At 58.1% G+C, this 24,618-nt stretch carries 24 protein-coding genes and 1 other RNA gene; 8 read left to right on the forward strand and 17 right to left on the reverse strand.

Translation table 11 applies throughout. The features are described 5' to 3' along the window. Positions 1 to 4: 4 nt before the first annotated feature. The 9 genes from mraY to rsmI form a co-directional block, all read right to left on the reverse strand. Entirely contained in the window at positions 5 to 1,087 is a 1,083-nt protein-coding gene (gene mraY, locus KVG95_RS03000; RefSeq protein ID WP_007904350.1) for a phospho-N-acetylmuramoyl-pentapeptide-transferase, read from the reverse strand. After that, positions 1,087 to 2,454: a UDP-N-acetylmuramoyl-tripeptide--D-alanyl-D-alanine ligase gene (locus KVG95_RS03005; protein ID WP_217854446.1), complete on the reverse strand. Its 1,368-nt coding sequence runs from the start codon at positions 2,452 to 2,454 to the stop codon at positions 1,087 to 1,089. Before KVG95_RS03005 ends, mraY begins: the two co-directional genes overlap by 1 nt. Further along, on the reverse strand, positions 2,447 to 3,910 hold the full coding sequence (locus KVG95_RS03010) for a UDP-N-acetylmuramoyl-L-alanyl-D-glutamate--2,6-diaminopimelate ligase (protein WP_217854447.1): 1,464 nt from the start codon (positions 3,908 to 3,910) through the stop codon (positions 2,447 to 2,449). The genes KVG95_RS03005 and KVG95_RS03010 overlap by 8 nt, the downstream gene beginning before the upstream one ends. After that, positions 3,910 to 5,649, reverse strand: a complete 1,740-nt coding sequence (locus KVG95_RS03015) for a peptidoglycan D,D-transpeptidase FtsI family protein (RefSeq protein WP_177319036.1) — start codon at positions 5,647 to 5,649, stop codon at positions 3,910 to 3,912. Before KVG95_RS03015 ends, KVG95_RS03010 begins: the two co-directional genes overlap by 1 nt. Further along, positions 5,649 to 5,942, reverse strand: coding sequence for a cell division protein FtsL (ftsL, locus tag KVG95_RS03020; RefSeq protein ID WP_038981628.1), 294 nt, complete (start codon positions 5,940 to 5,942; stop codon positions 5,649 to 5,651). Before ftsL ends, KVG95_RS03015 begins: the two co-directional genes overlap by 1 nt. Beyond that, the gene (gene rsmH, locus KVG95_RS03025; protein ID WP_052966291.1) at positions 5,939 to 6,886 is read right to left on the reverse strand and encodes a 16S rRNA (cytosine(1402)-N(4))-methyltransferase RsmH; all 948 of its coding nucleotides are present in this window, start codon (positions 6,884 to 6,886) and stop codon (positions 5,939 to 5,941) included. Before rsmH ends, ftsL begins: the two co-directional genes overlap by 4 nt. Then, positions 6,883 to 7,338 carry a division/cell wall cluster transcriptional repressor MraZ gene (gene mraZ / locus KVG95_RS03030; RefSeq protein WP_003205355.1) on the reverse strand — a complete coding sequence of 152 codons (456 nt, stop codon included), beginning with the start codon at positions 7,336 to 7,338 and terminating at the stop codon, positions 6,883 to 6,885. Before mraZ ends, rsmH begins: the two co-directional genes overlap by 4 nt. Positions 7,339 to 7,691: 353 nt before the next feature. Further along, positions 7,692 to 8,045: RNase P RNA component class A (gene rnpB / locus KVG95_RS03035), an RNA gene on the reverse strand. A gap of 73 nt (positions 8,046 to 8,118) precedes the next feature. Further along, positions 8,119 to 9,024, reverse strand: coding sequence for a 16S rRNA (cytidine(1402)-2'-O)-methyltransferase (rsmI, locus tag KVG95_RS03040; protein WP_217854448.1), 906 nt, complete (start codon positions 9,022 to 9,024; stop codon positions 8,119 to 8,121). Between the two features lie 167 nt (positions 9,025 to 9,191). Here rsmI and KVG95_RS03045 point away from each other — a divergent pair, with 167 nt between their 5' ends. From KVG95_RS03045 to KVG95_RS03060, 4 genes are all read left to right on the forward strand, one after another. Beyond that, positions 9,192 to 11,003: a penicillin-binding protein activator gene (locus KVG95_RS03045; RefSeq protein WP_217854449.1), complete on the forward strand. Its 1,812-nt coding sequence runs from the start codon at positions 9,192 to 9,194 to the stop codon at positions 11,001 to 11,003. Continuing rightward, on the forward strand, positions 11,003 to 11,365 hold the full coding sequence (locus KVG95_RS03050) for a YraN family protein (RefSeq protein WP_007904371.1): 363 nt from the start codon (positions 11,003 to 11,005) through the stop codon (positions 11,363 to 11,365). The genes KVG95_RS03045 and KVG95_RS03050 overlap by 1 nt, the downstream gene beginning before the upstream one ends. Positions 11,366 to 11,469: 104 nt before the next feature. Further along, positions 11,470 to 12,063: a phosphoheptose isomerase gene (locus KVG95_RS03055; RefSeq protein WP_007904374.1), complete on the forward strand. Its 594-nt coding sequence runs from the start codon at positions 11,470 to 11,472 to the stop codon at positions 12,061 to 12,063. Further along, the gene (locus tag KVG95_RS03060; protein ID WP_052966293.1) at positions 12,060 to 12,638 is read left to right on the forward strand and encodes a BON domain-containing protein; all 579 of its coding nucleotides are present in this window, start codon (positions 12,060 to 12,062) and stop codon (positions 12,636 to 12,638) included. Before KVG95_RS03055 ends, KVG95_RS03060 begins: the two co-directional genes overlap by 4 nt. 149 nt (positions 12,639 to 12,787) lie before the next feature. Here the strand turns inward: KVG95_RS03060 and KVG95_RS03065 are convergent, their stop codons facing one another. The 7 genes from KVG95_RS03065 to rplM all read right to left on the reverse strand — a co-directional run bounded on the left by KVG95_RS03065 (position 12,788) and on the right by rplM (position 17,675). Continuing rightward, entirely contained in the window at positions 12,788 to 13,201 is a 414-nt protein-coding gene (locus KVG95_RS03065; protein WP_018930121.1) for a ClpXP protease specificity-enhancing factor, read from the reverse strand. 16 nt (positions 13,202 to 13,217) lie between these two features. Further along, complete coding sequence (locus KVG95_RS03070) at positions 13,218 to 13,835, reverse strand: glutathione S-transferase N-terminal domain-containing protein (RefSeq protein WP_007905304.1); 618 nt, start codon at positions 13,833 to 13,835, stop codon at positions 13,218 to 13,220. A 150-nt stretch (positions 13,836 to 13,985) separates the two neighbouring features. After that, a complete protein-coding gene (locus KVG95_RS03075) occupies positions 13,986 to 14,768 on the reverse strand; it encodes a cytochrome c1 (protein ID WP_217854450.1) in 783 nt (260 codons plus the stop codon). Continuing rightward, positions 14,768 to 15,979 (reverse strand): cytochrome b, encoded by a 1,212-nt coding sequence (locus KVG95_RS03080; RefSeq protein WP_038981622.1) that lies wholly within the window; start codon positions 15,977 to 15,979, stop codon positions 14,768 to 14,770. The genes KVG95_RS03075 and KVG95_RS03080 overlap by 1 nt, the downstream gene beginning before the upstream one ends. Continuing rightward, positions 15,979 to 16,572 carry a ubiquinol-cytochrome c reductase iron-sulfur subunit gene (petA, locus tag KVG95_RS03085; protein ID WP_038981621.1) on the reverse strand — a complete coding sequence of 198 codons (594 nt, stop codon included), beginning with the start codon at positions 16,570 to 16,572 and terminating at the stop codon, positions 15,979 to 15,981. The genes KVG95_RS03080 and petA overlap by 1 nt, the downstream gene beginning before the upstream one ends. 267 nt (positions 16,573 to 16,839) lie before the next feature. Next, positions 16,840 to 17,232, reverse strand: coding sequence for a 30S ribosomal protein S9 (rpsI, locus tag KVG95_RS03090; RefSeq protein WP_002555064.1), 393 nt, complete (start codon positions 17,230 to 17,232; stop codon positions 16,840 to 16,842). A gap of 14 nt (positions 17,233 to 17,246) precedes the next feature. Then, on the reverse strand, positions 17,247 to 17,675 hold the full coding sequence (rplM, locus tag KVG95_RS03095) for a 50S ribosomal protein L13 (protein WP_007905295.1): 429 nt from the start codon (positions 17,673 to 17,675) through the stop codon (positions 17,247 to 17,249). A 245-nt stretch (positions 17,676 to 17,920) separates the two neighbouring features. Between rplM and KVG95_RS03100 the strand changes: the two genes are divergently transcribed. Next, positions 17,921 to 18,961 carry an NADP(H)-dependent aldo-keto reductase gene (locus tag KVG95_RS03100; RefSeq protein WP_217854451.1) on the forward strand — a complete coding sequence of 347 codons (1,041 nt, stop codon included), beginning with the start codon at positions 17,921 to 17,923 and terminating at the stop codon, positions 18,959 to 18,961. Positions 18,962 to 19,093: 132 nt separating this feature from the next. Here the strand turns inward: KVG95_RS03100 and KVG95_RS03105 are convergent, their stop codons facing one another. Next, a complete protein-coding gene (locus KVG95_RS03105; RefSeq protein ID WP_217854452.1) occupies positions 19,094 to 20,230 on the reverse strand; it encodes an acyl-CoA dehydrogenase family protein in 1,137 nt (378 codons plus the stop codon). Positions 20,231 to 20,474: 244 nt separating this feature from the next. Here KVG95_RS03105 and KVG95_RS03110 point away from each other — a divergent pair, with 244 nt between their 5' ends. The 3 genes from KVG95_RS03110 (at position 20,475) to KVG95_RS03120 (ending at position 24,614) form a co-directional block, all read left to right on the forward strand. After that, positions 20,475 to 21,371, forward strand: a complete 897-nt coding sequence (locus KVG95_RS03110; RefSeq protein ID WP_217854479.1) for a GlxA family transcriptional regulator — start codon at positions 20,475 to 20,477, stop codon at positions 21,369 to 21,371. Between the two features lie 214 nt (positions 21,372 to 21,585). Beyond that, positions 21,586 to 23,532, forward strand: coding sequence for a flavin monoamine oxidase family protein (locus KVG95_RS03115; protein ID WP_217854453.1), 1,947 nt, complete (start codon positions 21,586 to 21,588; stop codon positions 23,530 to 23,532). Positions 23,533 to 23,726: 194 nt separating this feature from the next. After that, positions 23,727 to 24,614, forward strand: coding sequence for a nitrilase family protein (locus KVG95_RS03120; protein WP_217854454.1), 888 nt, complete (start codon positions 23,727 to 23,729; stop codon positions 24,612 to 24,614). Positions 24,615 to 24,618 lie beyond the last annotated feature (4 nt).

Raw genomic sequence — 24,618 nt, forward strand, 5'->3', positions numbered from 1 at the left:
CGTTCTACCTCAGCTTCAGGGTGGCAAGGCCGACCAGTACCAGAATCACGGTGATGATCCAGAAACGGACGATCACACGCGGCTCGGGCCAGCCCTTGAGTTCAAAGTGGTGGTGTATCGGTGCCATGCGGAATACACGGCGACCGGTCAACTTAAAGGAGGCAACCTGGATGACAACCGACAGGGTCTCCATCACGAACACGCCGCCCATGATGAACAGGACGATTTCCTGACGGACGATCACCGCGATGGTGCCCAAGGCCGCGCCCAGCGCCAGTGCGCCGACGTCGCCCATGAATACTTGGGCCGGATAGGTGTTGAACCAGAGGAACCCCAGGCCCGCGCCGATCAGCGCGCCGCAGAACACGATCAACTCACCCGCGCCCGGTACGTAAGGAATCAGCAGGTATTCAGCGAACTTCACGTTACCCGACAGGTAGCAGAAGATCCCCAAGCCGCCGCCGACCATCACGGTAGGCATGATCGCCAGACCGTCGAGGCCATCGGTCAGGTTGACCGCGTTGCTCGAGCCGACAATCACGAAATAGGTCAGGACGATGAAGCCCGCGCCCAGCGGAATGCTGTAGTCCTTGAGCATCGGCAGGATCAGGGTGGTTTCTACCGGCGTCGCGGCAGTCATATAAAGGAAGATCGCCGCGCCCAGGCCGAACACCGACTGCCAGAAATACTTCCAGCGGCTCGGAAGGCCGCGGGAGTTTTTCTCGATGACTTTGCGGTAATCGTCGACCCAGCCGATGGCGCCGAACAGCAGGGTCACCAACAACACGACCCAAACGTAACGGTTGGCCAGGTCAGCCCAGAGCAAGGTGCTAACGCCGATGGACGAAAGAATCAGCGCACCGCCCATGGTCGGGGTGCCGGATTTGGACAGGTGCGATTGCGGGCCGTCGTTACGAACGGATTGACCGATCTGACGGTTCTGCAAGGTGCGGATCATCCACGGGCCATAGCACAGCGACAAGACCAGCGCAGTCAGCACACCGAGAATCCCGCGCAGGGTCAGGTACTGAAAGACCGCGAAGCCTTTGTAGAACTGTTGCAGATACTCCGCTAGCAGCAGCAGCATTAATGTTTCTCCAGACGGGTCCCGCACAAAGCGGCGACGATGTTTTCCATCGCGGCGCTGCGCGAGCCCTTGATCAAAATGGTGGTGTTTGTGTCCTGCTCGGCTTCCAGGGCCTTGATCAGCTCAGCCTGAGTGCTGAAGTGAAAAGCCTGCTCGCCGAAAGCGTTTACGGCGTGGGTCATCATCGGCCCGACCGCGTAAAGCGCGGAAACCTTGCCGCGGGCGTACTCGCCCACATCGCGGTGCCCCTGCTCCGCCCAATCGCCCAACTCGCCGATATCTCCGAGCACCAAAACGGTGCGACCGGAAAAGCCGGCGAGTATATCAACGGCGGCGCACATGGAGGTGGGGTTTGCGTTGTATGAATCATCGATCACGCGCATGCCGTTGGTCGCCAATTGCGCGACGGTGCGGCCCTTGACCGGTTGCACCGCGCCGAGACCGGTGGCGATGCCGAACAGCGACACGCCCAAGGCATGGGCTGCAGCGGCGGCAGCCATGGCATTGGCGACGTTATGGGTGCCGAGCAGGTTCAGTTGAACCCGTTCCACACCTTCAGGGCTGTGCAGATTGAACGCCGGGCAACCGCGGACATCGCGGTCCAGATCGCTGGCGTAGAAGTCGGCGCTGATGTTGCTCAGGGCAAACGTCAGCACTTTGCGACCGGCAGCTCGGGTTTTCCAGATTTCAAAAGCCTTATCGTCAAGATTCAGCACGGCGACGCCATCGGCATCCAGCCCTTCGAGAATCTCGCCCTTGGCTTCAACGATTTTTTCCGGCCCGCCGAACTCGCCGACGTGGGCGGTCCCGGCGTTGTTGATGACAGCCACGTGCGGCTTGGTCATGCCGACGGTGTAAGCGATTTCGCCGAGCCGCGAAGCGCCGAGTTCGATCACGGCAGCGGTGTGTTCCGGTGCCAGTTCGAGCAGGGTCAGCGGAGCGCCCAGGTCATTGTTCAGGTTGCCACGGGTCGCCAGCACCGGACCGCGCGTGCGCAGGATGCTCGCGAGCATTTCCTTGACCGTGGTCTTGCCGCTGGAACCGGTGATGGCCACCACCGGCTGAGTGAATGCCGCACGGTTCATCGCGCCCAATTGGCCGAGGGCCTGGCGGGTGTCCTTGACCAGCAGTTGCGGCAGCGCGCTGTCGGTGACTTCGCGCTCGACCAAGGCACCCACGGCACCTTTGGCTGCGACGTCATTGAGGTAGTCATGGCCATCGAAACGCGGGCCGGCCAGAGCAATAAACAACTGGCCGGGCGTGATCGCACGGCTGTCGATGCTAACGCCGTCGAAGCTGGCGTCGCTGGCAATCAGACGGCCATTCAACGCGCTGGTCAGTTCGCTCAGTTTCAAGGCTTTAAGCATGGGCCACCTCCCACGCGGTCAGGGCGTGATCGGCCTCGACCAGATCGGAGAAAGCGTGGCGCTCGCCGTTGATTTCCTGATAGTCCTCGTGACCTTTACCGGCCAGGACAACCACATCATCCGCCGAAGCACTGCCGATCAATTGGGCAATCGCCTGGCCACGGCCGGCGACGAAGGCAACTTTATCCACAGCGGTGAAACCGGCGCGGATGTCGTCGAAAATCACGGTAGGGTCTTCGGTGCGTGGATTGTCATCGGTGACCAGTACGCCATCGGCCAGACGCTCGACCACTTCCGCCATCAGCGGACGCTTGCCGCGATCGCGATCACCACCGCAACCAAACAGGCACAGCAACCGCCCTTTGGCGTGAGGACGCAGGGCCATCAAGACTTTCTCCAGCGCATCCGGTGTATGGGCGTAATCGACCACCACCAACGGCTGAGTACCGCCGCCCAGGCGCTGCATGCGACCGGCCGGGCCTTCGAGTTTCGGCAGCACTTTGAGGATTTCGTCCAGCGCGTAGTCCAGCCCGAGCAAGGCGCCGATCGCGGCCAATACGTTGCTCAAGTTGAAACGACCGAGCAAGGTGCTGCGCAAATGGTGCTCGCCTTGCGGCGTGACCAGCGTGGCGCGCACGCCTTCGTCGTCGAACTGCGCTTCGCGGCAATACAGGTAGGCGCTGGAATCTTCCAGGCTGTAAGTGATCAGTCGCGACTCGCCTTTATCGGCAGCCAGTTGCCGACCGAAATCGTCGTCCAGGTTGACCACCCGGCACTTCAGATCATTCCAGGCAAACAACTTGGCCTTGGTTTCGCCATAGACCTGCATGGTGCCGTGGTAATCCAGATGATCGCGCGACAGGTTGGTCATCACCGCCACATCGAACGCCAACGCAGTCACGCGGCCCTGATCCAGGCCGTGGGAAGAGACTTCCATGGCCACGGCTTTGGCGCCGGCCTTTTTCAGGTCGGCGAGGGTCGCTTGCACTGCAATCGGGTTCGGTGTGGTGTGCAGACCGCTTTCCAGCGCGCCGTAAAAACCGGAGCCCAGGGTGCCGACGATGCCGCAGTGCTGACCAAGCAGGTCGAGCGCTTGGGCAACCAATTGGGTCACGCTGGTTTTACCGTTGGTGCCGGTCACGCCGATCAGGTTCAAATGACGGCTCGGGTCGCCATAAAAGCGCCCGGCGATGTCCGACAGCTGCGCCGCCAGGCCTTTGACCGGAATCAATGGCACGTCGGTAATCGGCAGCACGGTCGCGCCTTCGACTTCATAAGCCACGGCAGCAGCGCCGCGTTGCAAGGCGTCCGCGATGTGCGCACGCCCGTCGAACTTGCCACCAGGAACCGCGAGAAACAGATCGCCTGCCCGTACGTTGCGGCTGTCCAGCGCCAATTCGCGGATCAACAGATCGCGGCCGGCGTGGGCGAAAATCTTGTTCAGGCTCAGCGACATCAGCCGCGCCCTCCATTAGCTTTCAGCGGAACAACCGGTGCGGCGTTCGCTTGTTGAGTGGCAGGCAAATTGTCCGGGGTGATGTTCATCAGACGGAGGGTCCCGGACATCACTTTACTGAACACCGGCGCCGATACCAGACCACCGAAGTAACCGGCCTTGGTCGGTTCATCGATCACCACCACGATTGCGTAGCGCGGATCGCTCATCGGGCCGAAGCCGGCGAACAGAGAGCGGTAGGAATTCTCGGCGTAGCCCTTGGTGCCGACCGACGTTTTACGTGCAGTACCCGACTTGCCGCCCACGTGATACGCCGGCACCTGCGCACGGAATACACCGCGCGGGGCTTCGATCACTTGTTGCAGCATGGTTTGCATGGTTTTCGCGACGGCTTCCGGCAATACCTGTGTGGTTTGCGGCGCCTTGTCGGTTTTGATCAGGGTCAGCGGCGCGAGGCGACCATTGTTGGCCAGGGCCGAGAAGGCGTGGACCAATTGGATCGCGGTCACGGAAATACCGTAGCCATAGGACAGCGTCGCAGTTTCAGCTTTGCGCCATTCGCGGTAGTTCGGCAGGTTGCCGACGCGCTCGCCCGGGAAGCCGAGACCGGTGTCCTGGCCGAGGCCGACTTTTTGCGCCAGGCGGAAAATCGTTTCGCCGCCAATATCGAACGCGACCTTACTCATGCCGACGTTACTGGAATTGATCAGGATACCGGTCAGGTCGAGTACCGGGCCTTCACTCTTGGATACGTCCTTGATGGTGTACTTACCAATCTGCAAGGTACCTGGATACACCTCAACGGTATCGGTCGGCTTCCAGCGCCCGGTTTCAATCGCGGCGCTCATGGAAATCGCCTTCATGGTCGAACCTGGTTCGAAGACGTCGATCATCGCACGGTTACGCATCATCGCCGGCTGCAGGTTGCGACGGTTGTTCGGGTTGTAGGTCGGCTGGTTGACCATGGCCAGGATCTCGCCGGTCTTCACGTCCATGATCACCAGGCTGCCAGCCTTGGCGCCGTTCTCGATGATCGCGTTGCGCAGTTCACGGTTGGCCAGGTATTGCAGACGCAGGTCAATGGACAACGCCAAGGGCTTGCCGGCCTTGGCGTTTTTGGTGACCTGGACATCTTTGATCAGCCGGCCGCGCCGGTCTTTGATCACTTGTCGTTTGCCGGGGACGCCAGCCAGCCATTCGTCGTAGGCCAGCTCGACGCCTTCGCGCCCGTGGTCATCGATGTCGGTAAAGCCGACCATGTGGGCGGTGACTTCACCGGCCGGGTAGAAACGCCGGAACTCTTCGATGCCATAAACGCCCGGCACTTTCAGATCGAGCACAGCCTGGCCTTGCTCGGGGGTCAGCCCGCGCACCAGATAAATGAATTCTTTATTGGCCTGGGCTTCGAGACGTTCTGCCAGGGCTTTCGGGTCCTGCCCCAAGGCAGCCGCCAGTGCCGGCCACTTCTCTTTGGCCGTTTGCATTTCCTTGGCGTTGGCCCACAGGGTGGTGACCGGGGTACTCACGGCCAACGGCTCGCCGTTACGGTCGGTAATCAGACCACGGTGAGCCGGAATTGGAATATGACGAACACTGCGCGCATCGCCCTGACCTTTAAGGAAGGCACGGTCGACCACTTGCAAATCGATGATGCGCCAGGCAATCGCCGCCACCATGATGCCGAGCAACCCGACCACCAGACGGAACCGCCAGGGAAAGAGCGCGCCTTCGAGTTTCATCATGGCGCCACCATCTGCACTTCAGCGGCACCGGGAATGCGCATCTTCAGCTGCTCGGTGGCCAGGACTTCGATACGGCTATGGGCGGTCCAGGTGCTCTGCTCGAGAATCAACCGGCCCCACTCCGCCTGCGCCTTGTCGCGCACACTCAATTCGCCGTACAGAGAATTCAGCAGCTGACGGTTCCAGTGCGCGCTATAGGACACGCCGATGGCCGACACCAGCACGCCGACAAACAGCAGCAGCATGAAAAAGCTTCCGCCGGGAAGTGGCTTGGCGAAAAGCTTGCTCACCGCAACTTCTCCGCGACACGCATGATGGCGCTACGGGAACGTGGGTTGGCTTTGAGTTCGGCCTCGGAGGCGGACTGCGCTTTGCCATGGATTTTGATTTTCGGTTCGAAAGCGACGTGACGGACCGGCAGGTTGCGCGGCAGGTTGTCGGCTTCGCCTTTCACCAGTTTGCGCATGAACAGTTTGACGATGCGGTCTTCCAGCGAGTGGAAGCTGATGACGACCAGACGGCCGCCCACTTCCAGGCATTCCAGCGCGGCTTCGAGGCCGGCTTCCAGATCGCCCAGTTCGTTGTTGACGTGAATACGCAGGCCCTGGAATGCACGGGTGGCCGGGTTCTTGCCCTTTTCCCATGCCGGGTTGGCGACTTTCAGCACTTCAGCCAGATCGCCAGTGCGCTCGAACGGCTTGATGTCGCGACGCTCGGCCACGGCACGGGCCATGCGACCGGAGAAACGTTCTTCGCCGTATTGCTTGAACACCCGGGCGATTTCTTCCACTGGCGCGGTGTTGACGAACTCGGCGGCGCTGATCCCGCGGGACGGGTCCATGCGCATGTCCAACGGACCGTCATTGAGAAAACTGAAACCGCGCTCCGGGTCGTCGAGTTGCGGCGAAGACACGCCGAGGTCGAGCAGAACGCCGCTGACCTTGCCGGCCAGACCGCGTTCTGCGACTTCCGAACCGAGCTCGGCAAAGCTGCGCTGCACAACGACAAAGCGGCCGTCTTCGGCCGCTAGCGTTTGCCCGGTGGCAATCGCTTGAGGATCTTTGTCGAATCCGAGCAACCGGCCATCAGGCCCGAGCTGGCTGAGGATCAACCGACTGTGCCCGCCACGTCCGAACGTACCGTCCAGATAGCAGCCATCAGGACGTACGGCGAGAGCCTCGACGGCTTCGTCAAGCAGTACGGTGATGTGGTTAAAGCCGCTATCAATAGTCACAGGATTAAATCACGCAGTTCATCAGGCATAGCGCCCGGTTGTTGAATAGCAGCCAGGTCAGCGGCAGAAACCGCATTCCAGGCATCCTCGTCCCACAATTGGAACTTGTTCAGTTGGCCTACCAACATTGCGCGCTTATCCAACTTGGCATATTCGCGAAGACGTGGCGGAACCAGAAAACGACCACTGCCATCGAGCTCGAGGTCGACGGCATTACCAATCAGTAAACGTTGCAGGCGGCGGTTCTCTTCGCGAAGCGAAGGCAGTGCGCGCAGTTTGGTTTCGATAATTTCCCACTCATCGAGGGGATAAACACACAAACACGGATCAACGGCATCGATGGTGACGATTAATTGACCGGAACTACGCGAAACCAGCTCGTCACGGTACCGGCTCGGCATTGCGAGACGGCCCTTTGCATCGAGACTGATAGCGTTAGCTCCGCGAAACACGTCAGCGTTTCTCCAAATATTAGCGTTTTACGCTCAAAAAACCCACTTCATGCCACTTTCCGCCACTTGCGCACACTATAGGAATGCGCCCACCACACCGTCAAGGCGCGGATTAAAGGAAAAGCCTTACAGAACGGAGATTTAGGAGCGTAAAAGGAGGGTTAACGAGAATCTGACGGATGAATTCGCTCAATAACTTGAATCAGCACAGAAGGCTGCGTTCAGAAGTTAAAGTAGTTTGTTAAGAGTAAGATTTTTTCGGTATTACAAAAGCGCTTCTGCTATTGATTCAGCAGGGAGGGAAATTGCCATTACACACATCGCTGCCAATGACTCGGCAGAGAGGAAAAAAGGTGGAGAGTCGATCTGTAAGCCGGGTTCTGTCTTGAACAGTCATTCGTCTACGATGGCCATCACTGGACATCTTTAGCAACCTACCCGGTCCCAGCGCGGGCCACGCCTTGGGACCCTATTTGGTCTTGCTCCAAGTGGGGTTTACCTAGCCACGAACTGTTGCCAGACGTGCGGTGCGCTCTTACCGCACCTTTTCACCCTTACCGGCGCCGAAGCGCTTAGGCGGTTATTTTCTGTGGCACTTTCCGTAGGCTCACGCCTCCCAGGCATTACCTGGCACTTCGCCCTATGGAGCCCGGACTTTCCTCCCCCCCCTAATTTTCATAGAGGGCAGCGACTGTCCGATCGACTCTCCGCCGCGAAGATTAACGGCAGAGCGGCCGAAGAACAAGCGCTAAAAGCCTCTGGCCGGCGCTGCATGTCGGTTTACTCGCCCTTCTGTTTATCCAGCGCGACCTGATAGAGCACATTCTTGCGTTCGCCGGTAATTTGCGCGGCCAATGCCGCCGCACGCTTGAGCGGCATCTCTTCGAGTAACAGATTGAGGATACGCATGGCTTCACTGCTGACAGCGTCTTCGGTCTCAGGGGCAGACCAGCCCGCCACCAGCACCACACACTCGCCACGCTGCTGATTGCTGTCCGATTCGACGAACTCGCGCAACTCAGCCAACGGCAAGCCTTTGAGGGTTTCGAAGGTCTTGGTCAGCTCACGGGCCAGCAACGCCGGACGCTCGGCACCGAATACCAGCTCCATGTCTTGCAGGCATTCGAGGATGCGGTGCGGTGCTTCATAGAAAATCAGCGTGCGCGGTTCTTCTTTAACGAGTTCCAGACGAGCACGTCGGCCGACAGCCTTGGCCGGCAAAAAACCTTCGAAGATGAAACGGTCGGACGGCAGCCCCGCCGCCGACAACGCCGCAATCAATGCACATGCACCCGGAACCGGCACCACATTGATTCCCGCGGCATGGGCCTGACGCACGAGGTGATAACCCGGATCGGAAATCAGCGGCGTCCCGGCGTCGGAAATCAACGCCACATCGTCGCCCGCCAGCAGACGCGTGATAAAGCGGTTACCCTCCTCCCGCTCGTTGTGTTCATGGCAGGCCGCCAGCGGCGTAGGAATACCGAAATGCTGCATCAATCGCTGGGAATGGCGAGTATCTTCGGCCGCGATCAAGGCGACCTCGCGCAGGATCTTCAGCGCACGCGCACTGATATCGTCCAGGTTGCCGATGGGCGTCGCCACCACATAAAGCGAGCCAGCAGCGGAATTCAAAGCACCTGGAGCAGTCAAAGCGCACACCTCATGATCGGTAAAAGGCGACATTGTAGCGCGTGCGATACGCCTTGCCCTCCCCGGGTTTTCCAGCCTTTTGTGCAGCGCTGCAACATTTGCACGAGCTAAATTGATCGATTCACGCCAGTAACATCGCGCCCCGGCCAGTGCTTGGGTACAATTCCACGCTAATTTGATCGAGTATCAGGAACACTTACATGATCGCTTGCCTGCGGCTGCTTACTGCCCTCTGCCTCGCTGCCTTGCTGGCGGCTTGCGCCAGCTCGCCCTCTTCCAGCCTTGGCGAACTTCCACGGACCCCGGACGCCAGTATCGAGCAACTGCTCGAACAGGCCACTAAAAGCAAAGATCCGGAAAAAGCCGCCCTATTGCGCTTGAGCGCAGCAGACCTGGCTTATCGTCAGGGCAATGCCGGCCAGTCCGCGCAAATCCTGCAACAGGTCCCGGTGGAACAACTCAAGCCTGGCCAACAAGTCTTCGCCAGCACCCTGGCGGCTGAACTGGCCATGGCCCGCAATCAGCCCAAAGCGGCGCTGACTGCCCTGAGCCATCCGAGCCTGCAACGCCTGGGCGAACTGCCCGTCGAACAACAAGTTCGCACCGGCACCGTACATGCCCGCGCCCTTGAGGCCGACGGCCAGACCCTGGCCGCCGCACGGGAGCGCATCTTTATTGCCCCGATGCTTGAAGGTGAAGCAGCCAGCAAAAACCACGAAGCGATCTGGACCTTGATCGCTTCGCTGCCGACCGATCAATTGCAGCCGACTACCGACGACGACCTCGGCGGCTGGATACGTCTGGCGCTGGCAGTGAAAACAGCCGGCACCCTGGAACAGCAGCAAGCGGCGATCGACAACTGGCGCGAAAAGAATCCAAAGCACCCGGCTGCCATCCAGCTGCCGCTGCCACTGACCAAACTCAAGGAGCTGGCCAGCCAGCCCCTGAGCAAGATCGCCCTGCTACTGCCGCAAGACGGCCCACTGGGTTCGGTTGGCAGAGCACTACGCGAAGGCTTCATGGCCGCTCACTACCAGGCGCAACAAGCCGGGCAGAAGCCGCCAGCCATCGAGTTCTATGACAGCTCGCGCCTGACCTCCCTCGACGAGTTCTATCGCAAGGCCCAGGCTGATGGCGTGCAACTGGTTGTCGGCCCGCTGGAGAAGCCGCTGGTCAAACAGCTCAGCGCACGCCCACAACTGCCGATCACCACCCTGGCGCTGAACTACAGCGAAGGCGAACAAGGTCCGGCCCAACTGTTTCAGTTCGGCCTTGCTGCTGAAGATGAAGCCCGCGAAGTGTCCCGTCGTGCGCGCGCCGATGGCCTGCACCGCGCCGCCATCATGGTGCCGAAAGGCGAATGGGGTGATCGCGTACTCCGGGCGTTCAGCCAGGACTGGCAAGCCAACGGTGGCAGCATCGTCGCCACCGAACGCGTCGACCAGCCAGTGCAACTGGCCCAGCAGATTGCCGACATGTTCCAGCTGCGCCAGAGCGAAGGCCGCGCCAAGAGCCTGCAAAGCACCGTTGGCTCGCAGGTTGCCGCACAACCTTCGCGTCGCCAGGACATCGAGTTCATCTTCCTGGCCGCGACGCCGCAACAGGCTCAGCAGATCAAACCGACCCTGAACTTCCAGTACGCGGGTGACGTGCCGGTTTATGCCACCTCCCACGTGTTCAGCGCCAGCGGCGATCAGAACCAGTACAACGACATGAACGGTATTCGCTTCTGCGAAACCCCATGGTTGCTGGATGCCAACGACCCGCTGCGTAAACAAGTCACTGCACAATGGCCACAAGCCGGTGGCAGCCTGGGCCGTCTGTATGCGATGGGCGTTGACGCCTATCGTCTGGCACCGCGCCTGGGGCAACTCAAGGCCTTGCCGGACAGCCGCATCCAGGGTCAATCGGGCAGCCTGGGCATGACTCAGAATCAACGGGTCGAGCGTCAGTTGCCATGGGCAGAGTTCACCAACGGTCAGATTCAACGCCTGCCGGATACCTCGCGCTGATGCCTGACAGGTCACGCCAGCAAAGCGGTAAAGATGCCGAGCGTCATGCGCTCGAGCATCTTCAACAACAAGGTCTGCGCCTGCTGGCGCAGAACTGGTTGTGTAAACGCGGCGAGCTTGATCTGGTCATGCTTGATGGCGATACAGTAGTATTCGTCGAAGTCCGCTACAGAAAAAACACCCAATGGGGTGGCGCGCTCGATAGCATCGATGGGCGCAAACGGCAGAAACTGATTTTCGCCGCGCAGTATTTTCTTCAGCGCGAGTCGCGTTGGGCCAATTCCCCCTGCCGCTTCGACGTGGTTGCCATCGACAGCAACCTTGATCAGTTGAACTGGTTGCAGAATGCCTTCGACAGCTGATCGCGTGCGCCCCGAACCGGACACCTTCACCCAACACTTTTGCTCTTTGCTTTGCGGGCTGCACATTCATGTGCCGAGTAGCCGCGCTAATTAAGGTCACACAGATGGACATGCAATCGCGAATTCGCCAGCTTTTTCAGGCCAGTATCGACACCAAGCAACAGGCGATGGACGTACTTGCACCGCACATCGAGCAAGCCAGCCAGGTCATGGTCAACGCCCTGCTCAACGAGGGCAAAATGCTGTCCTGCGGCAACGGCGGTTCCGCCGGTGACGCACAGCACTTCTCGTCCGAGCTGCTCAACCGCTTCGAGCGCGAGCGCCCGAGCCTGCCCGCCATCGCGCTGACCACCGACAGCTCGACGATCACCTCGATCGCCAACGATTACAGCTACAACGAAATCTTCTCCAAACAGATTCGTGCCCTCGGCCAGCCGGGTGATGTTTTGCTGGCGATTTCCACCAGCGGCAACTCGGCAAACATAATTCAAGCGATCCAGGCCGCACATGATCGCGAAATGATTGTCGTAGCATTGACCGGTCGTGATGGCGGCGGCATGGCGTCACTGCTTTTGCCTGAGGACGTCGAGATTCGCGTACCGGCCAACGTCACCGCACGTATTCAGGAAGTCCACCTGCTGGCGATCCATTGCCTTTGCGATTTGATCGACAGCCAACTGTTCGGGAGTGAAGAATGACCCCTAATCGCCTAGGCCTTCTGGCCTTGACCCTGTGTCTTGGCATCAGCGGCTGCACCTCGGTGGTTAACGCCAGCCGTGAAGCGCCGATCGATGATGACCGCGGCACCCGCACCTTCGGTAGCAAGATCGACGACTCCCTGATCGAAACCAAGGCCGGTGTAAACATCGCCAAGGCCGATCCAGACCTGGACAACAATTCGCACATCGTCGTCACCAGCTTCAACGGCGTGGTGTTGCTCGCCGGGCAAACCCCTCGCGCCGACCTCAAGGCCAAGGCCGAACAGGTTGCCTCGGCCGTTCAGCGGGTAAAGAAGGTGCACAACGAGCTGCAAGTACTGGCGCCCTCCTCGCTGCTGGCGCGCCAGAACGACACCTGGCTAACCACCAAGATCAAGACCCAGATGCTCACCGACGCCTCCATCCCGGGGTCGCGCATCAAGGTTGTTACCGAAAACGGCATCGTCTATTTGCTAGGTCTTCTGACCAAGCAGGAAGCAGCCCAGGCGACCAACCTGGTACAAGGCGTTTCCGGCGTGCAGAAGATCGTGAAGTTGTTTGAGTACATCGACTGATACTTGCTTACCGGCGATGGCGTCCTCGAGATCGCCACCGTTCTGTAGGAGCACAGCTTGCTGGCGATGGCGCCCTTGAGATCGCCTTCGCCGGCAAGCCTGGCTCCTACAGAAGTAATAAAAAGGCGATCCTTTCGGATCGCCTTTTTTTACTTCACCACCTTCAAACTCGGTCGACCGCTGGGACGCGGCGGCTCGCTGTCGGGTGGCGGAACATCATCATCCGGCTCGATATCTTCCTCGTCTTCCAGAGGCGATTCCATATCGAACACCATGCCCTGACCGTTCTCCCGAGCGTAAATGCCCAGGATCGATGCGATAGGCACGTACAGGGTGTGCGGCACGCCACCGAAGCGCCCCTCGAAACTGACTGCCTCGTTGTCCATGTGCAGATGACGCACGGCTGCCGGGGAAACGTTCAGGACAATCTGTCCGTCACTGGCAAAACCCTGAGGCACCTGCACCGATGGATACTCGGAATTAACCAGCATGTGCGGGGTGCAATCGTTGTCCACAATCCACTCGTAGAGCGCGCGGACCAGATAAGGTCGACTGGAGTTCATAGCGGCTCCTTAAGCCTTAGCGCATATCGCGTTCGACACCAGACAGACTCGCCTGGAAAGCCTCACGCGCAAACGAGCGCTCCATATAATCAAGCAGCGGCTTGGCAGGCCGCGGCAGTTCAATACCCAGAATCGGCAATCGCCAGAGTATTGGTAATAGGCAGCAATCCACCAGACTTTGTTCCTCACTGAGGAAAAACGGCTTGTCGGCAAACAACGGCGACACGCCTGTCAGGCTTTCGCGCAGCTCTTTACGAGCCACGACACGGGCTGCTTCCTTGGTCCGCGAATCCAGAATCAAATCCACCAGACCACACCAGTCACGTTGAATGCGATGAATCAGCAGACGACTGTTGGCACGCGCCACAGGATAAACCGGCAGCAATGGCGGGTGCGGGTAACGCTCATCCAGATATTCCATCACCACGGTCGACTCCCACAACGCCAGGTCACGATCGACCAGGGTGGGTAGACTTCCGTAAGGGTTCACCTCAATCAGTTTAGGCGGCTGGCGACCAGCTTCCACGTAAATGATCTCGGCGCTGACACCCTTCTCTGCAAGTACGATGCGCACTCGGTGGGAATAGTGGTCGGCGGGGTCGGAGTAACAGGCCAACCGATTGGTCACGCCCATGGCGGTCCTCCTCGCTTGTTGAAATTATCGGAAACGGAAAAACACGCGCGCCCAGAGGGCGCCTCCCGTAACGCCTGGATCACCAGACTCGTTACACCTTCAGAGACGCCCCTGGGCGCGCGCGATTAACAGCAATGGCTTACAGCTTTATCAATGGACGTCTTTCCAGTATTCACGCTTGAGCAAGTAAGCGAATACGAAGAAGAACGCCAGGTACAGCAACACATAGGTACCGATGCGCTGATGCTGCAGCTTCACCGGGTTGGCCGAGTAGGCCAGGAAGGTCACCAGGTTCTTGACCTTCTCGTCGAACTGCTCTTCGTTCAGCGTGCCGGTTTTCGGCAATACAGTCAGCTGATCGCAGGCTTCATGGGTCAAAGCGGTGCCGGTCAGCGGATCGTATTGCTTCTTGCCGTCTTCGACGATTTGAACTTGCTTACAGCCTACCACCTGACGACCCTGTAGGCCGACCAGAACGTTAGGCATGCCGACGTTCGGGAACACCTTGTTGTTCACGCCCCAAGGACGCGACGGGTCTTCATAGAACGAACGCAGGTAGCCGTAGAGCCAGTCTGTGCCACGAACACGAGCCACCAACGTCAGGTCGGGCGGCGCCGCACCGAACCATGTCTTGGCGTCAGCCGGCTGCATGCCGATGTTCATGTGGTCACCGATCTTGGCGCCGGTGAACACCAGCTTCTCAAGCATCAGCTCGTGAGGAATCCCTAGGTCATCGGCAACACGCTCGTAGCGCTGGAACTTGGCGCTGTGGCAGCCCATGCAATAGTTGGCGAACGTACGTGCGCCGTCCTGCATGGCAGCCTTGTCAGAAACGTCGATATCGACCTTTTCCAGCTCCGGGCCACTCGATGTCGATGCGAAAGACAGTACAGGCATCGCCGCAAGAATCAGTACAGCAAATAGCTTTTTCATCAGCCAGTCACCCTTTCCGGAACCGGTTTGGTCTTCTCGAGCCTGGTGTAGAACGGCATCAGAATGAAGTAGGCGAAGTACAGGAAGGTACATACCTGCGACAGCAACGTACGGCCTGGCGTTGGCGCCAGAACACCCAACACACCCAGGATCACGAACGAGATGCAGAACACCCAGAGCCAGATCTTGCTCAGCCAGCCTTTGTAGCGCATCGACTTGACCGGGCTGCGATCCAGCCATGGCAGGACGAACAGCACAGCGATGGCCGCGCCCATGGCGATTACGCCCAGGAGCTTGTCCGGAACCGCCCGCAGAATCGCGTAGAACGGTGTGAAGTACCAGACCGGAGCGATGTGCTCAGGGGTCTTGAAGGCGTTCGCCACTTCAAAGTTCGGCTTCTCGAGGAAGTAGCCGCCCATTTCCGGGAAGAAGAATACGATCGAGCAGAAGATGAACAGGAACACCACCACGCCGACGATATCTTTCACGGTGTAGTACGGGTGGAAGGCAATGCCGTCCAGCGGTACGCCGTTTTCGTCTTTGTGCTTCTTGATGTCGACGCCATCCGGGTTGTTCGAACCGACTTCGTGCAGCGCCAGAATGTGCACCACCACCAGACCGAGGATCACGATCGGCAGCGCAACCACATGCAAGGCGAAGAAGCGGTTCAGGGTAATACCGGAAATCAGGTAGTCACCACGAATCCACTGGGTCAGGTCGTTACCGATGACTGGGATCGCACCGAACAGCGAGATGATCACCTGGGCGCCCCAGTAGGACATCTGGCCCCACGGCAGCAGATAACCCATGAAGGCCTCAGCCATCAACGCCAGGTAGATCAGCATGCCGAACACCCACACCAGCTCACGCGGCTTCTGGTACGAACCGTAAAGCAGGCCACGGAACATATGCAGGTAAACGACGATGAAGAACATCGAAGCACCGACTGCGTGCAACATGCGCAGGATCGAGCCGTGCTCGACGTCGCGCATGATGTACTCGACGGAAGCAAACGCTTCTTCCGCCGACGGGGTGTAGCTCATGGTCAGCCAGACACCGGTAACGATCTGGTTGACCAGAACGAGCAGCGCCAGGGAGCCAAAGAAATAGAAGAAGTTGAAGTTCTTCGGGGCGTAGTACTTGCTGAGATGGTCTTCCCACATTTTGGTCGCGGGGAAGCGCGCATCAACCCAATCCATGAACTTGCTCATCACGCTTTCTCCGTATCGACGCCAATGACAATGACGTCATCGGTCTCATAGGAATGCGGGGGAACTGGCAGGTTCAAAGGCGCAGGTTGCGACTTGTAGACGCGGCCAGCCAAATCGTAATGGGAACCGTGGCAAGGGCAGAAATAACCACCTACCCAATCCTTGCCCAGGTCGGCAGGCGCCACTTCCGGGCGGAAGGTCGGAGAGCAACCCAGGTGAGTGCAGATACCGATCAGCAGCAGAACTTCTGGCTTGATCGAACGCGTCTCCGGGTCGACATAGGTCGGTTGCGTAGAGTTCTTGGAGGTCGGGTCAGACAGCTGGCCCTCGATCTTTTTCAGATTCCCCAGGATTTCCTCCGTACGGCGGACAATGAACACCGGCTGGCCGCGCCACTCAGCAATCATTTGCTGACCTGGCTCGATTTTGCTGACATTCACTTTCACCGGTGCACCTGCAGCTTTCGCCTTGGCACTGGGAAACCATGACCCCACGAACGGGACCGCAGCCCCCACCGCTCCTGCAGCACCCACCACGGATGTGGCTGCTACCAAGAAGCGACGCCGGCCTGCATTCACGCCGTCATTGCTCATTCAGTCCTCTCCCATCAGCTTTGTGGCCTGTTAAATCAGGCGTCTACTAAGTAAAAATCTGAACTTATAAAAATTTTGCCGAATGGTAATGAAAAGCCCCAATTCTGACAAGGTAATTACCGAGGGGCTCCACTGCCAAGCCTTGCAGTATAGGGCTTCTGCGGATGTGGCAAGTTGTCACAGCGCAATTCACTGATAAATCGCGCCCATAAAAAAACGCCCAGCTTCGCGAGGAAACTGGGCGTTCTTTTTGAACGCGAAAGCGAATTAACGCTTCGAGTACTGCGGACGCTTACGCGCTTTACGCAGACCAACTTTCTTACGTTCAACTTCACGAGCATCGCGAGTAACGAAGCCAGCTTTGCGCAGAGCGCCACGCAGGGTTTCGTCGTACTGCATCAGTGCGCGAGTGATACCGTGGCGGATTGCGCCAGCTTGACCACTTACACCACCGCCGATCACGGTGACGTAGATGTCGAACTTCTCGACAGTCTCAGTCAATTCCAGCGGCTGACGAACTACCATGCGGGCAGTTTCGCGGCCGAAGAAATTATCCAGCGAACGGTTGTTGATGGAGATGTTACCAGTACCCGGACGCAGGAAAACGCGTGCGGTTGCGGTCTTGCGACGGCCAGTGCCGTAATTTTGAGTCGCCGACATAATGAACTATTCCGTTAAAACTTCAGTTCTTGGGGCTGCTGAGCAGTATGAGGGTGTACAGCGCCCGCATAGACTTTCAGCTTACGATACATGTCGCGACCCAGCGGGTTCTTAGGCAGCATGCCTTTGACCGCGGTCTCGATCACGCGCTCAGGGGCTTTAGCGATCAGCTTTTCGAAGTTGATCGACTTGATGCCGCCCGGGAAACCGGAGTGGGAGTAGTAGATTTTGTCGGTGGTTTTAGCACCGGTTACACGAATCTGCTCGGCATTGATAACGACGATGTAATCGCCGGTGTCAACGTGAGGAGTGTACTCAGCTTTATGCTTGCCACGCAGACGGCTCGCGATTTCGGTGGCCAGACGACCCAGGGTCTGACCTGCAGCGTCGACGACAAACCAGTCGCGCTGTACTGTTTCCGGTTTAGCAGTAAAAGTTTTCATTCTTTATAGCCTCAGGGGCCGCCCTGTAAATTAGACGGCGGATCTTACTGAATAGTGCGTACTTTGACAAGTCAAAGGCAGCCGGATACAGACGCTTTCGGGGGCTCGGGTCGGCGCGTCCGTTCAACGGCAAGATTCTTCGGCGGCGGCGCATCACTTCCACTGCAGAAAGAGGTGCGCAATTATGCAGATTGCGAAAAATATTTCAACCTGCTTTTATGATTGTTTTGCCCAAGGAGCACCCGATGGACTATCGCCAGCTAGGCCGTACCGATCTGAACGTGAGTGCAATCTGCCTCGGCACCATGACCTGGGGTGAGCAAAACAGCGAGGCTGAAGCCTTCGCCCAGATCGAACGGGCCAAGAGCGCCGGGATCAATTTCATCGACACTGCCGAAATGTACCCGGTGCCGCCCAAGGCCGAAACCTACGCCACCACCGAGCGCTACATCGGCAATTACTTTAAAAGTCGTGGCGATCGCGCCGACTGGATCCTGGCGAGCAAGATCGCCGGCCCCGGCAACACCATCGACTACATCCGCGACAAAAACCTCAAGCACAACCGCGAGCACATCGTCCAGGCCGTGGATGCGAGCCTCAAACGCTTGCAGACCGACTACATCGACCTCTATCAGTTGCACTGGCCAGAACGCAGCACCAATTTCTTCGGGCAACTGGGCTACAAGCACACGAGCGAAGTCAACCTCACGCCGCTGGAAGACACCCTCCAAGCACTGGACGAACAGGTCAAGGCCGGCAAGATCCGCCACATCGGCCTGTCCAACGAAACGCCATGGGGCACCATGCGTTTCCTCGCCCTGGCCGAAGCCCGTGGCTGGCCGCGCGCGGTGTCGATCCAGAACCCGTACAACCTGCTCAACCGCAGCTTCGAAGTCGGTCTGGCGGAAATCGCTATCCGCGAACAGTGCGGCCTGCTCGCCTATTCGCCGCTGGCGTTCGGTTTCCTCTCGGGCAAATACGAAGGTGGCGCGCGTCCGCCCAAAGGTCGCCTGAGCCTCTACAGCCGCTTCAGCCGCTATTTCAATCCGCAATCGGAAGCGGCGTGCAGCCGATATGTGGCACTGGCTCGTGAACACGGCCTGGATCCGGCGCAGATGGCACTGGCATTCGTCACCCAGCAACCGTTCGTCACCAGCAACATCATTGGCGCCACCACGCTTGAGCAACTGGACAGCAACATTGCCAGCTTCGAGCTGAAACTTTCCGACGAAGTGTTGGCTGGGATCGAGGCGATTCACCAGGATCATCCGAATCCTGCACCTTGATTGATTCATAGGCCCAATCGCGAGCAGGCTCGCTCCCACATGGATCCGTGCCGATCACAAAATGGTGGTCGGACATAAATCCAGTGTGGGAGCGAGCCTGCTCGCGATAGCGGTCTGACAATCACTGCCGCATCAAAGCGACCGCGCAATAATCTCCTTCATGATCTCATTGGTCCCGGCATAGATCCGCTGCACTCGCGCATCCGCCCACGCCCGGGCGATAGGGTATTCCCACATGAACCCGTAGCCACCATGCAACTGCACGCATTCATCGAGCACCTTGCATTGCAGGTCGGTGCCCCAGTACTTGGCCATCGCCGCAGTCGGCACGTCGAGCTTGCCTTGCAGATGCAGTTCCAGGCAGCGATCGACGAAAACCCTGCCGATCTGGATTTCGGTCGCCATTTCAGCGAGTTTGAAGCGGGTGTTCTGGAAGTCGGCGATAGCCTTGCCGAAAGCCTTGCGCTCACGGGTGTAATCCAGCGTCCATTGCAACGCTGCTTCGGCTGACGCCAAGCCACCTACCGCGACCGTCAGACGCTCCTGCGGCAGTTCCTGCATCAGGTAAGCGAAGCCCATCCCGGCCTGGCCCAGCAGGTTTTCCTTCGGCACCCGAACGTCCTGGAAGAACAGCTCCGAGGTGTCCTGAGCCTTCATACCGACCTTTTCCAGACGCTTGCCTTTGGCGAAGCCCGGCGTATTGGCCTCTACCAGAAACAGACTGGTCCCCTTCGCCCCCGCCTTCGGATCGGTCTTGGCCACGACGATCACCAGGTCCGCCAGAAAGCCATTGGTGATGAAGGTCTTCGAACCGTTGATCACGTATTCGTCGCCATCCAGCACGGCAGTGGTTTTCACTCCTTGCAGGTCGGAACCGGCACCCGGCTCGGTCATGGCAATCGCGGTGACCATCTCGCCAGACACCAGTTTGGGCAGGTATTTGTGTTTCAGCGCTTCACTGCCGTAATGCAGGATGTAAGGGGCAACAATGTCCGAATGAAGTGAAAAACCGATGCCGGTCAGACCCTGGCGGCCGACCTCTTCGATCACCACCGCACTGTAGAGAAAGTCCGCCCCCAGCCCGCCGTATTCTTCCGGCAAATGCGAACAGAGCATCCCCGCCTCCCCCGCCTTGTTCCAGAGTTTGCGGTCGATATAGCCTTGTTTTTCCCATTGTCCATGGAACGGCACGGCCTCTTTTTCGAGGAACGTTCGCACGCTGTCGCGAAAAAGTTCGTGCTCGGAGCTGAACAAGGTTCTGGGGATCATGCGGCACCTGTGGTTATTGTTAGCCGGAATTGACCTTTAGAGACTAAGCCTCGCTTCCGATACAGGACACTGGACACATCCGACAAAAAATAAGACGATCCAGCCGTCTGGTGACCACTTTCCCCTATAAGAATAAAGTTGAATTATGTCTAACCAAGTCTCCACGCCCTTACGGCGCGTCAGCATCCTGGCTATCGACCGGGTTTTCGCTTCCACCCTCATGCAAGCCAAGGATTTCTTCCATCTGGCCAGCCTGCGCTATGGCAAACAACTGGGCCACGGCCTGACACCGGCGTTTGAAACCCGGCTGGTCAGCCCCGACGGCAAACCGGTGAACAGCTTCAGCGACGTGATCATGCCGGTAGACGGCGGCCTGGAAAATGCTGACGTCATTATCCTTCCCGCCTTCTGGGACGATTTCGACACCCTCTGCAAACGTTATCCACAGGTCCTGCCGTGGCTGCGCCAGCAGCATGCTCGCGGTGCCGTGTTGTGTGGCGAGGCCACCGGCGTGTTCTGGCTGGCCGAGGCCGGATTGCTCGATGGCAAGGAAGCGACGACCTACTGGCGTTTCTTCAATGCGTTTGCCGAGCGCTTCCCTCAGGTTCAGCTCAATCAGGACAAACACCTGACCGACGCCGACAACCTGTATTGCGCCGGCACCACCACCTCGGCCTGCGACCTCTACATCTACCTGATCGAGCGCTTTTGCGGCGCCAACGTGGCCCAGGCCGTGGCCCGCGACATTCTTTACGAAGTGCAACGCAACTATGCACCGGGACGGATCGGTTTCGGCGGGCAGAAGCTGCACCAGGACGTGATCATCCTGCAGATCCAGCATTGGCTCGAAGAACACTTCGCCGACAAGTTCCGCTTCGAAGACGTGGCCCGCGAGCACGGCATGAGCATCCGCAACTTCATGCGTCGCTTCCAGACCGCCACCGGCGACAAACCGCTGCATTACCTGCAGCGACTGCGCATCGAGACGGCCAAGGGCTTGTTGTCCGGCAGTCGCAAGAGCATCAAGACCATCAGCTATGAAGTTGGTTACGACGACGCGAGCTTCTTCGCCCGACTGTTCCGCCAGCACACGGAGTTGTCGCCGAACCAGTATCGGCAGCAGTTTCAGCAAGCGGCTTAAGGACTGGACGCAAATCAAATGTGGAGGCGAGCCTGCTTTCCTTCGCGAGCAGGCTCGCTCCACATTAAATGTGCGTGCACAGGTTTTTCTGCTATGCATTTTCCTACGCAAAAAGCGGAATACAGAGCGCCAGAGCATTCGACTCTGCTCACAGACACCGTCCCTTAAAAACGTCAACATCGCTCCCTGAAAACACCATCAGGGAAGATCAACAGTGACCATCGGATCAAGCTACAACTACCCGTCATTCGTAGCAAAGGAAGCCGTTCGAACCAAGCGCTCGGCTGAAAGCAAATGGGCGACTCGCTTTCCGAATCCACCCGACTTGTGCTTCGACTATCGAGCATTGGTTGAACAGGAAAACGGCATCGCCAAGGCAACTGACCCACAACATAAAATTTGCATTATTGGCGCCGGTGTCACCGGACTGACTGCCGCCAGAGAACTTTATCGTTGCGGGTTCACCCACATCACCCTCATAGAACAATCCAGACGCATCGGTGGCAGGCACCTGACCGTTCCTGGAAGCCCGCACTCGCCGATGAGCCATACACCGTTTGAAATGGGGGCCATGCGCATGCCCTTCTTCAACCGGGCGGACGAGCCACCGACAGAGGGCCGGTCACTGATGGCTTACTACGCCAAGGCGTTCGACCTGGCGTTTTCGGATTTTGCCAATCCCGGAAGCCAGTGGGTCACCTCGACCGGCATCTATCTGCGAGAAGGCAGCATGTGCGGCGGACCGACTCCGCAGATGCTGATCTGGAAAAATGAAGATGGCCAGACACCACCTCCCGGAGAAGAACTGCAAAAAGTTTATGCAAAGTGGAAAGCCTTTGCCGATCGCATGACCCGGCACGTCGCAGAGGTTTATGCCAGCCAGGAATGGGAAGCCATGTGGGCCGCTATCGTTGAAAAATACGAGAGCGTTTCGTTTCGCGATCTGGTCAGCATGCCCGCTCTGCAAGCCTGGGATGAACGTTCACCGGGGGACTTTGGCGGAATGGGAATGTCCGCACAGGAGTCCGCGATTTTCTATGCCATTGGCATCGGCGACGGTAGCTGGGGTGCCTTTTACGATGTCTGCTCCCTTTACCCCCTGCGCACTGCCATTTTTGGATTCAGTAGCCAACTGCAATTGATCCATGGTCGGGTGGACTCAACTGGCGATCCGATAGATTCACCCTACCTGCACAACGAAGCCGTTTTTGACTCGACGGGGCTGAGTTTCGACAGACCCCGCTACATCGGGCTCTCTGCACTGGACGAATGCCTACTGTTCATGAAAACCGACGAAACCGGAAAGTCCTTCTACGAACACTGCCGGGAAAGGAACAACGGTTTGCTCACGGACTCCTCCGTTACAAAACTTCAAAAACTGACGAACCAGAAAACACGCGTCTACTACAACTGGAAACACAGCCAACCCGAGCAAATCCAGGAGCACTTCGATGACTTTGATTCGGTCATCATGACTCTTCCCTCGTGGCTGATAGAAACTCGCATCAAACTTGAAAACTTCACTCCACAGATGCTGCCGTTCGAGACGATCAATGCCTACAAAACCGCGCATTGGGAAACCAGTTGCAAAGTCTTCGCACCGTTAAAAAAATCATTCCTTTCAAAAAACAGCAAAATCCCGCAAGCCATCGTCACTGACAGTTTCATTCATGACGTCTACACCTATCGCTACAACGATAACTATAGCTATGACTGCATCCTTTTAAGTTACACATGGGAGGATGACGCCACCAAACTGGCCTCATTCACAGACAAGGAATTGGTGTACAAGTGCGCCAAAGAGCTGGACCGGATCCTCATGAATTCCGCCAACATCCAGGAGAAAATCTCTTCGTATATTGGCCTTGATCAAGCCGTGGTCCAACGTTGGATGACCGATAAAAATGCGTTGGGTTGCGCAAAGTTATACCGACCTGGCACCTACTACGACGCCGTGAGCCTGATGAAGTACAACCGGGACTTCGCGCATGTTTCAGGTCTGTATTTTTCCGGGGAGTCATTTTCAGTCGATGCCGGCTGGACCGAGCCATGCTTTCGGGGCGCCGTCGATGCGGTCATCCATATCTGCAACAAAACTGCCGCGGCCTTCCAAGGCGGTTTTTCCATGAGCGACTACCCGCACTATAACGTCGGAACCTGATCCCCCCTTCAGAGCCATGCACGGCGTGCATTGGCTCTGTCTTCGCTCCCACAAACCAAGCGCCCCGCCCTTTCATCTTGGGATACGGACTACACACTAAACGGAAATGGCTGACTTACGCCCTCGCGCCGATTCGACTCTTATGAATACGCAATTAAACAGCGTGAATAACAATAAAAAAGAGGTCATCGGAAATGAGCGAGCCAACAAGCCCTGTTCGTGTAGCAGTCGTGCAATTCGATCCACAAGTCGGCATGAAAAATCAGGAAACAAATCTACGTCGTAGCCTGGAATTGGCTCTGGAAGCGGCAAATGATGGTGCGAATCTCATTGTCCTGCCTGAGCTTTCAAGCACAGGTTATTTCTTCAGCAACCGACAGGATGCGTTCGAGCATTCGGAGGAGGTTCCTGGCGGGCCGAGCGTGCAGAGCTGGATGGACTTTGCCCGTCAGCACAAGGTTTATCTGGTCGCCGGTTTGACAGAACGCGACGGCATGCGCCTGTTCAACACCGGCGTTCTGGTCGGACCTGACGGCTTTATCGGCAAATATCGAAAAGCTCATTTATGGAATATGGAGAAACTGTGGTTCACGCCGGGCGATCTGGGCTTCCCGGTTTTCGACACCCCAATCGGTCGCATAGGGTTGTTGATCTGCTGGGACATCTGGTTCCCGGAAGTACCGCGCATTTTGAGTCAGCAAGGCGCCGACATCATTTGCAGCCTGAACAACTGGGTCTGGACCCCGCCGCCCCTATTCGATGACGCCGGCAAGTGCATGGCGTCGTACCTGACTATGACGGCTGCTCACGTCAACAATGTATTTATTGCGGCCGCAAGCCGGATCGGCGAAGAGCGAGGTGCACGTTACCTGGGCTGCTCGCTGATCGCGGGCACCAATGGCTGGCCGATTGGCCAGGTAGCTTCAGCGGACAAGCAGGAAATCCTGTTTGCCGACATCGACCTGACCAGCTCGCGCAGCGCGCCCATCTGGAACAACCTGAACGATTTGCATCGCGATCGTCGAACCGATCTCTACGATCAAATGCTCGGTTACACCCTGCACCCTTGTCTGCCGCGCTGATAAG

The sequence above is a fragment of the Pseudomonas farris genome (genome assembly GCF_019145235.1).
Taxonomy (GTDB): Bacteria; Pseudomonadota; Gammaproteobacteria; order Pseudomonadales; family Pseudomonadaceae; genus Aquipseudomonas; species Aquipseudomonas farris.

Coding starts and splice junctions, on each gene's coding strand:
- mraY (WP_007904350.1), bottom strand. CDS start 1,087: ATGCTGCTGCTGCTAGCGGAGTATCTGCAACAGTTCTACAAAGGCTTC.
- KVG95_RS03005 (WP_217854446.1), bottom strand. CDS start 2,454: ATGCTTAAAGCCTTGAAACTGAGCGAACTGACCAGCGCGTTGAATGGC.
- KVG95_RS03010 (WP_217854447.1), bottom strand. CDS start 3,910: ATGTCGCTGAGCCTGAACAAGATTTTCGCCCACGCCGGCCGCGATCTG.
- KVG95_RS03015 (WP_177319036.1), bottom strand. CDS start 5,649: ATGAAACTCGAAGGCGCGCTCTTTCCCTGGCGGTTCCGTCTGGTGGTC.
- rsmI (WP_217854448.1), bottom strand. CDS start 9,024: ATGTCGCCTTTTACCGATCATGAGGTGTGCGCTTTGACTGCTCCAGGT.
- KVG95_RS03045 (WP_217854449.1), top strand. CDS start 9,192: ATGATCGCTTGCCTGCGGCTGCTTACTGCCCTCTGCCTCGCTGCCTTG.
- KVG95_RS03050 (WP_007904371.1), top strand. CDS start 11,003: ATGCCTGACAGGTCACGCCAGCAAAGCGGTAAAGATGCCGAGCGTCAT.
- KVG95_RS03055 (WP_007904374.1), top strand. CDS start 11,470: ATGGACATGCAATCGCGAATTCGCCAGCTTTTTCAGGCCAGTATCGAC.
- KVG95_RS03060 (WP_052966293.1), top strand. CDS start 12,060: ATGACCCCTAATCGCCTAGGCCTTCTGGCCTTGACCCTGTGTCTTGGC.
- KVG95_RS03065 (WP_018930121.1), bottom strand. CDS start 13,201: ATGAACTCCAGTCGACCTTATCTGGTCCGCGCGCTCTACGAGTGGATT.
- KVG95_RS03070 (WP_007905304.1), bottom strand. CDS start 13,835: ATGGGCGTGACCAATCGGTTGGCCTGTTACTCCGACCCCGCCGACCAC.
- KVG95_RS03075 (WP_217854450.1), bottom strand. CDS start 14,768: ATGAAAAAGCTATTTGCTGTACTGATTCTTGCGGCGATGCCTGTACTG.
- KVG95_RS03080 (WP_038981622.1), bottom strand. CDS start 15,979: ATGAGCAAGTTCATGGATTGGGTTGATGCGCGCTTCCCCGCGACCAAA.
- petA (WP_038981621.1), bottom strand. CDS start 16,572: ATGAGCAATGACGGCGTGAATGCAGGCCGGCGTCGCTTCTTGGTAGCA.
- rpsI (WP_002555064.1), bottom strand. CDS start 17,232: ATGTCGGCGACTCAAAATTACGGCACTGGCCGTCGCAAGACCGCAACC.
- rplM (WP_007905295.1), bottom strand. CDS start 17,675: ATGAAAACTTTTACTGCTAAACCGGAAACAGTACAGCGCGACTGGTTT.
- KVG95_RS03100 (WP_217854451.1), top strand. CDS start 17,921: ATGGACTATCGCCAGCTAGGCCGTACCGATCTGAACGTGAGTGCAATC.
- KVG95_RS03105 (WP_217854452.1), bottom strand. CDS start 20,230: ATGATCCCCAGAACCTTGTTCAGCTCCGAGCACGAACTTTTTCGCGAC.
- KVG95_RS03120 (WP_217854454.1), top strand. CDS start 23,727: ATGAGCGAGCCAACAAGCCCTGTTCGTGTAGCAGTCGTGCAATTCGAT.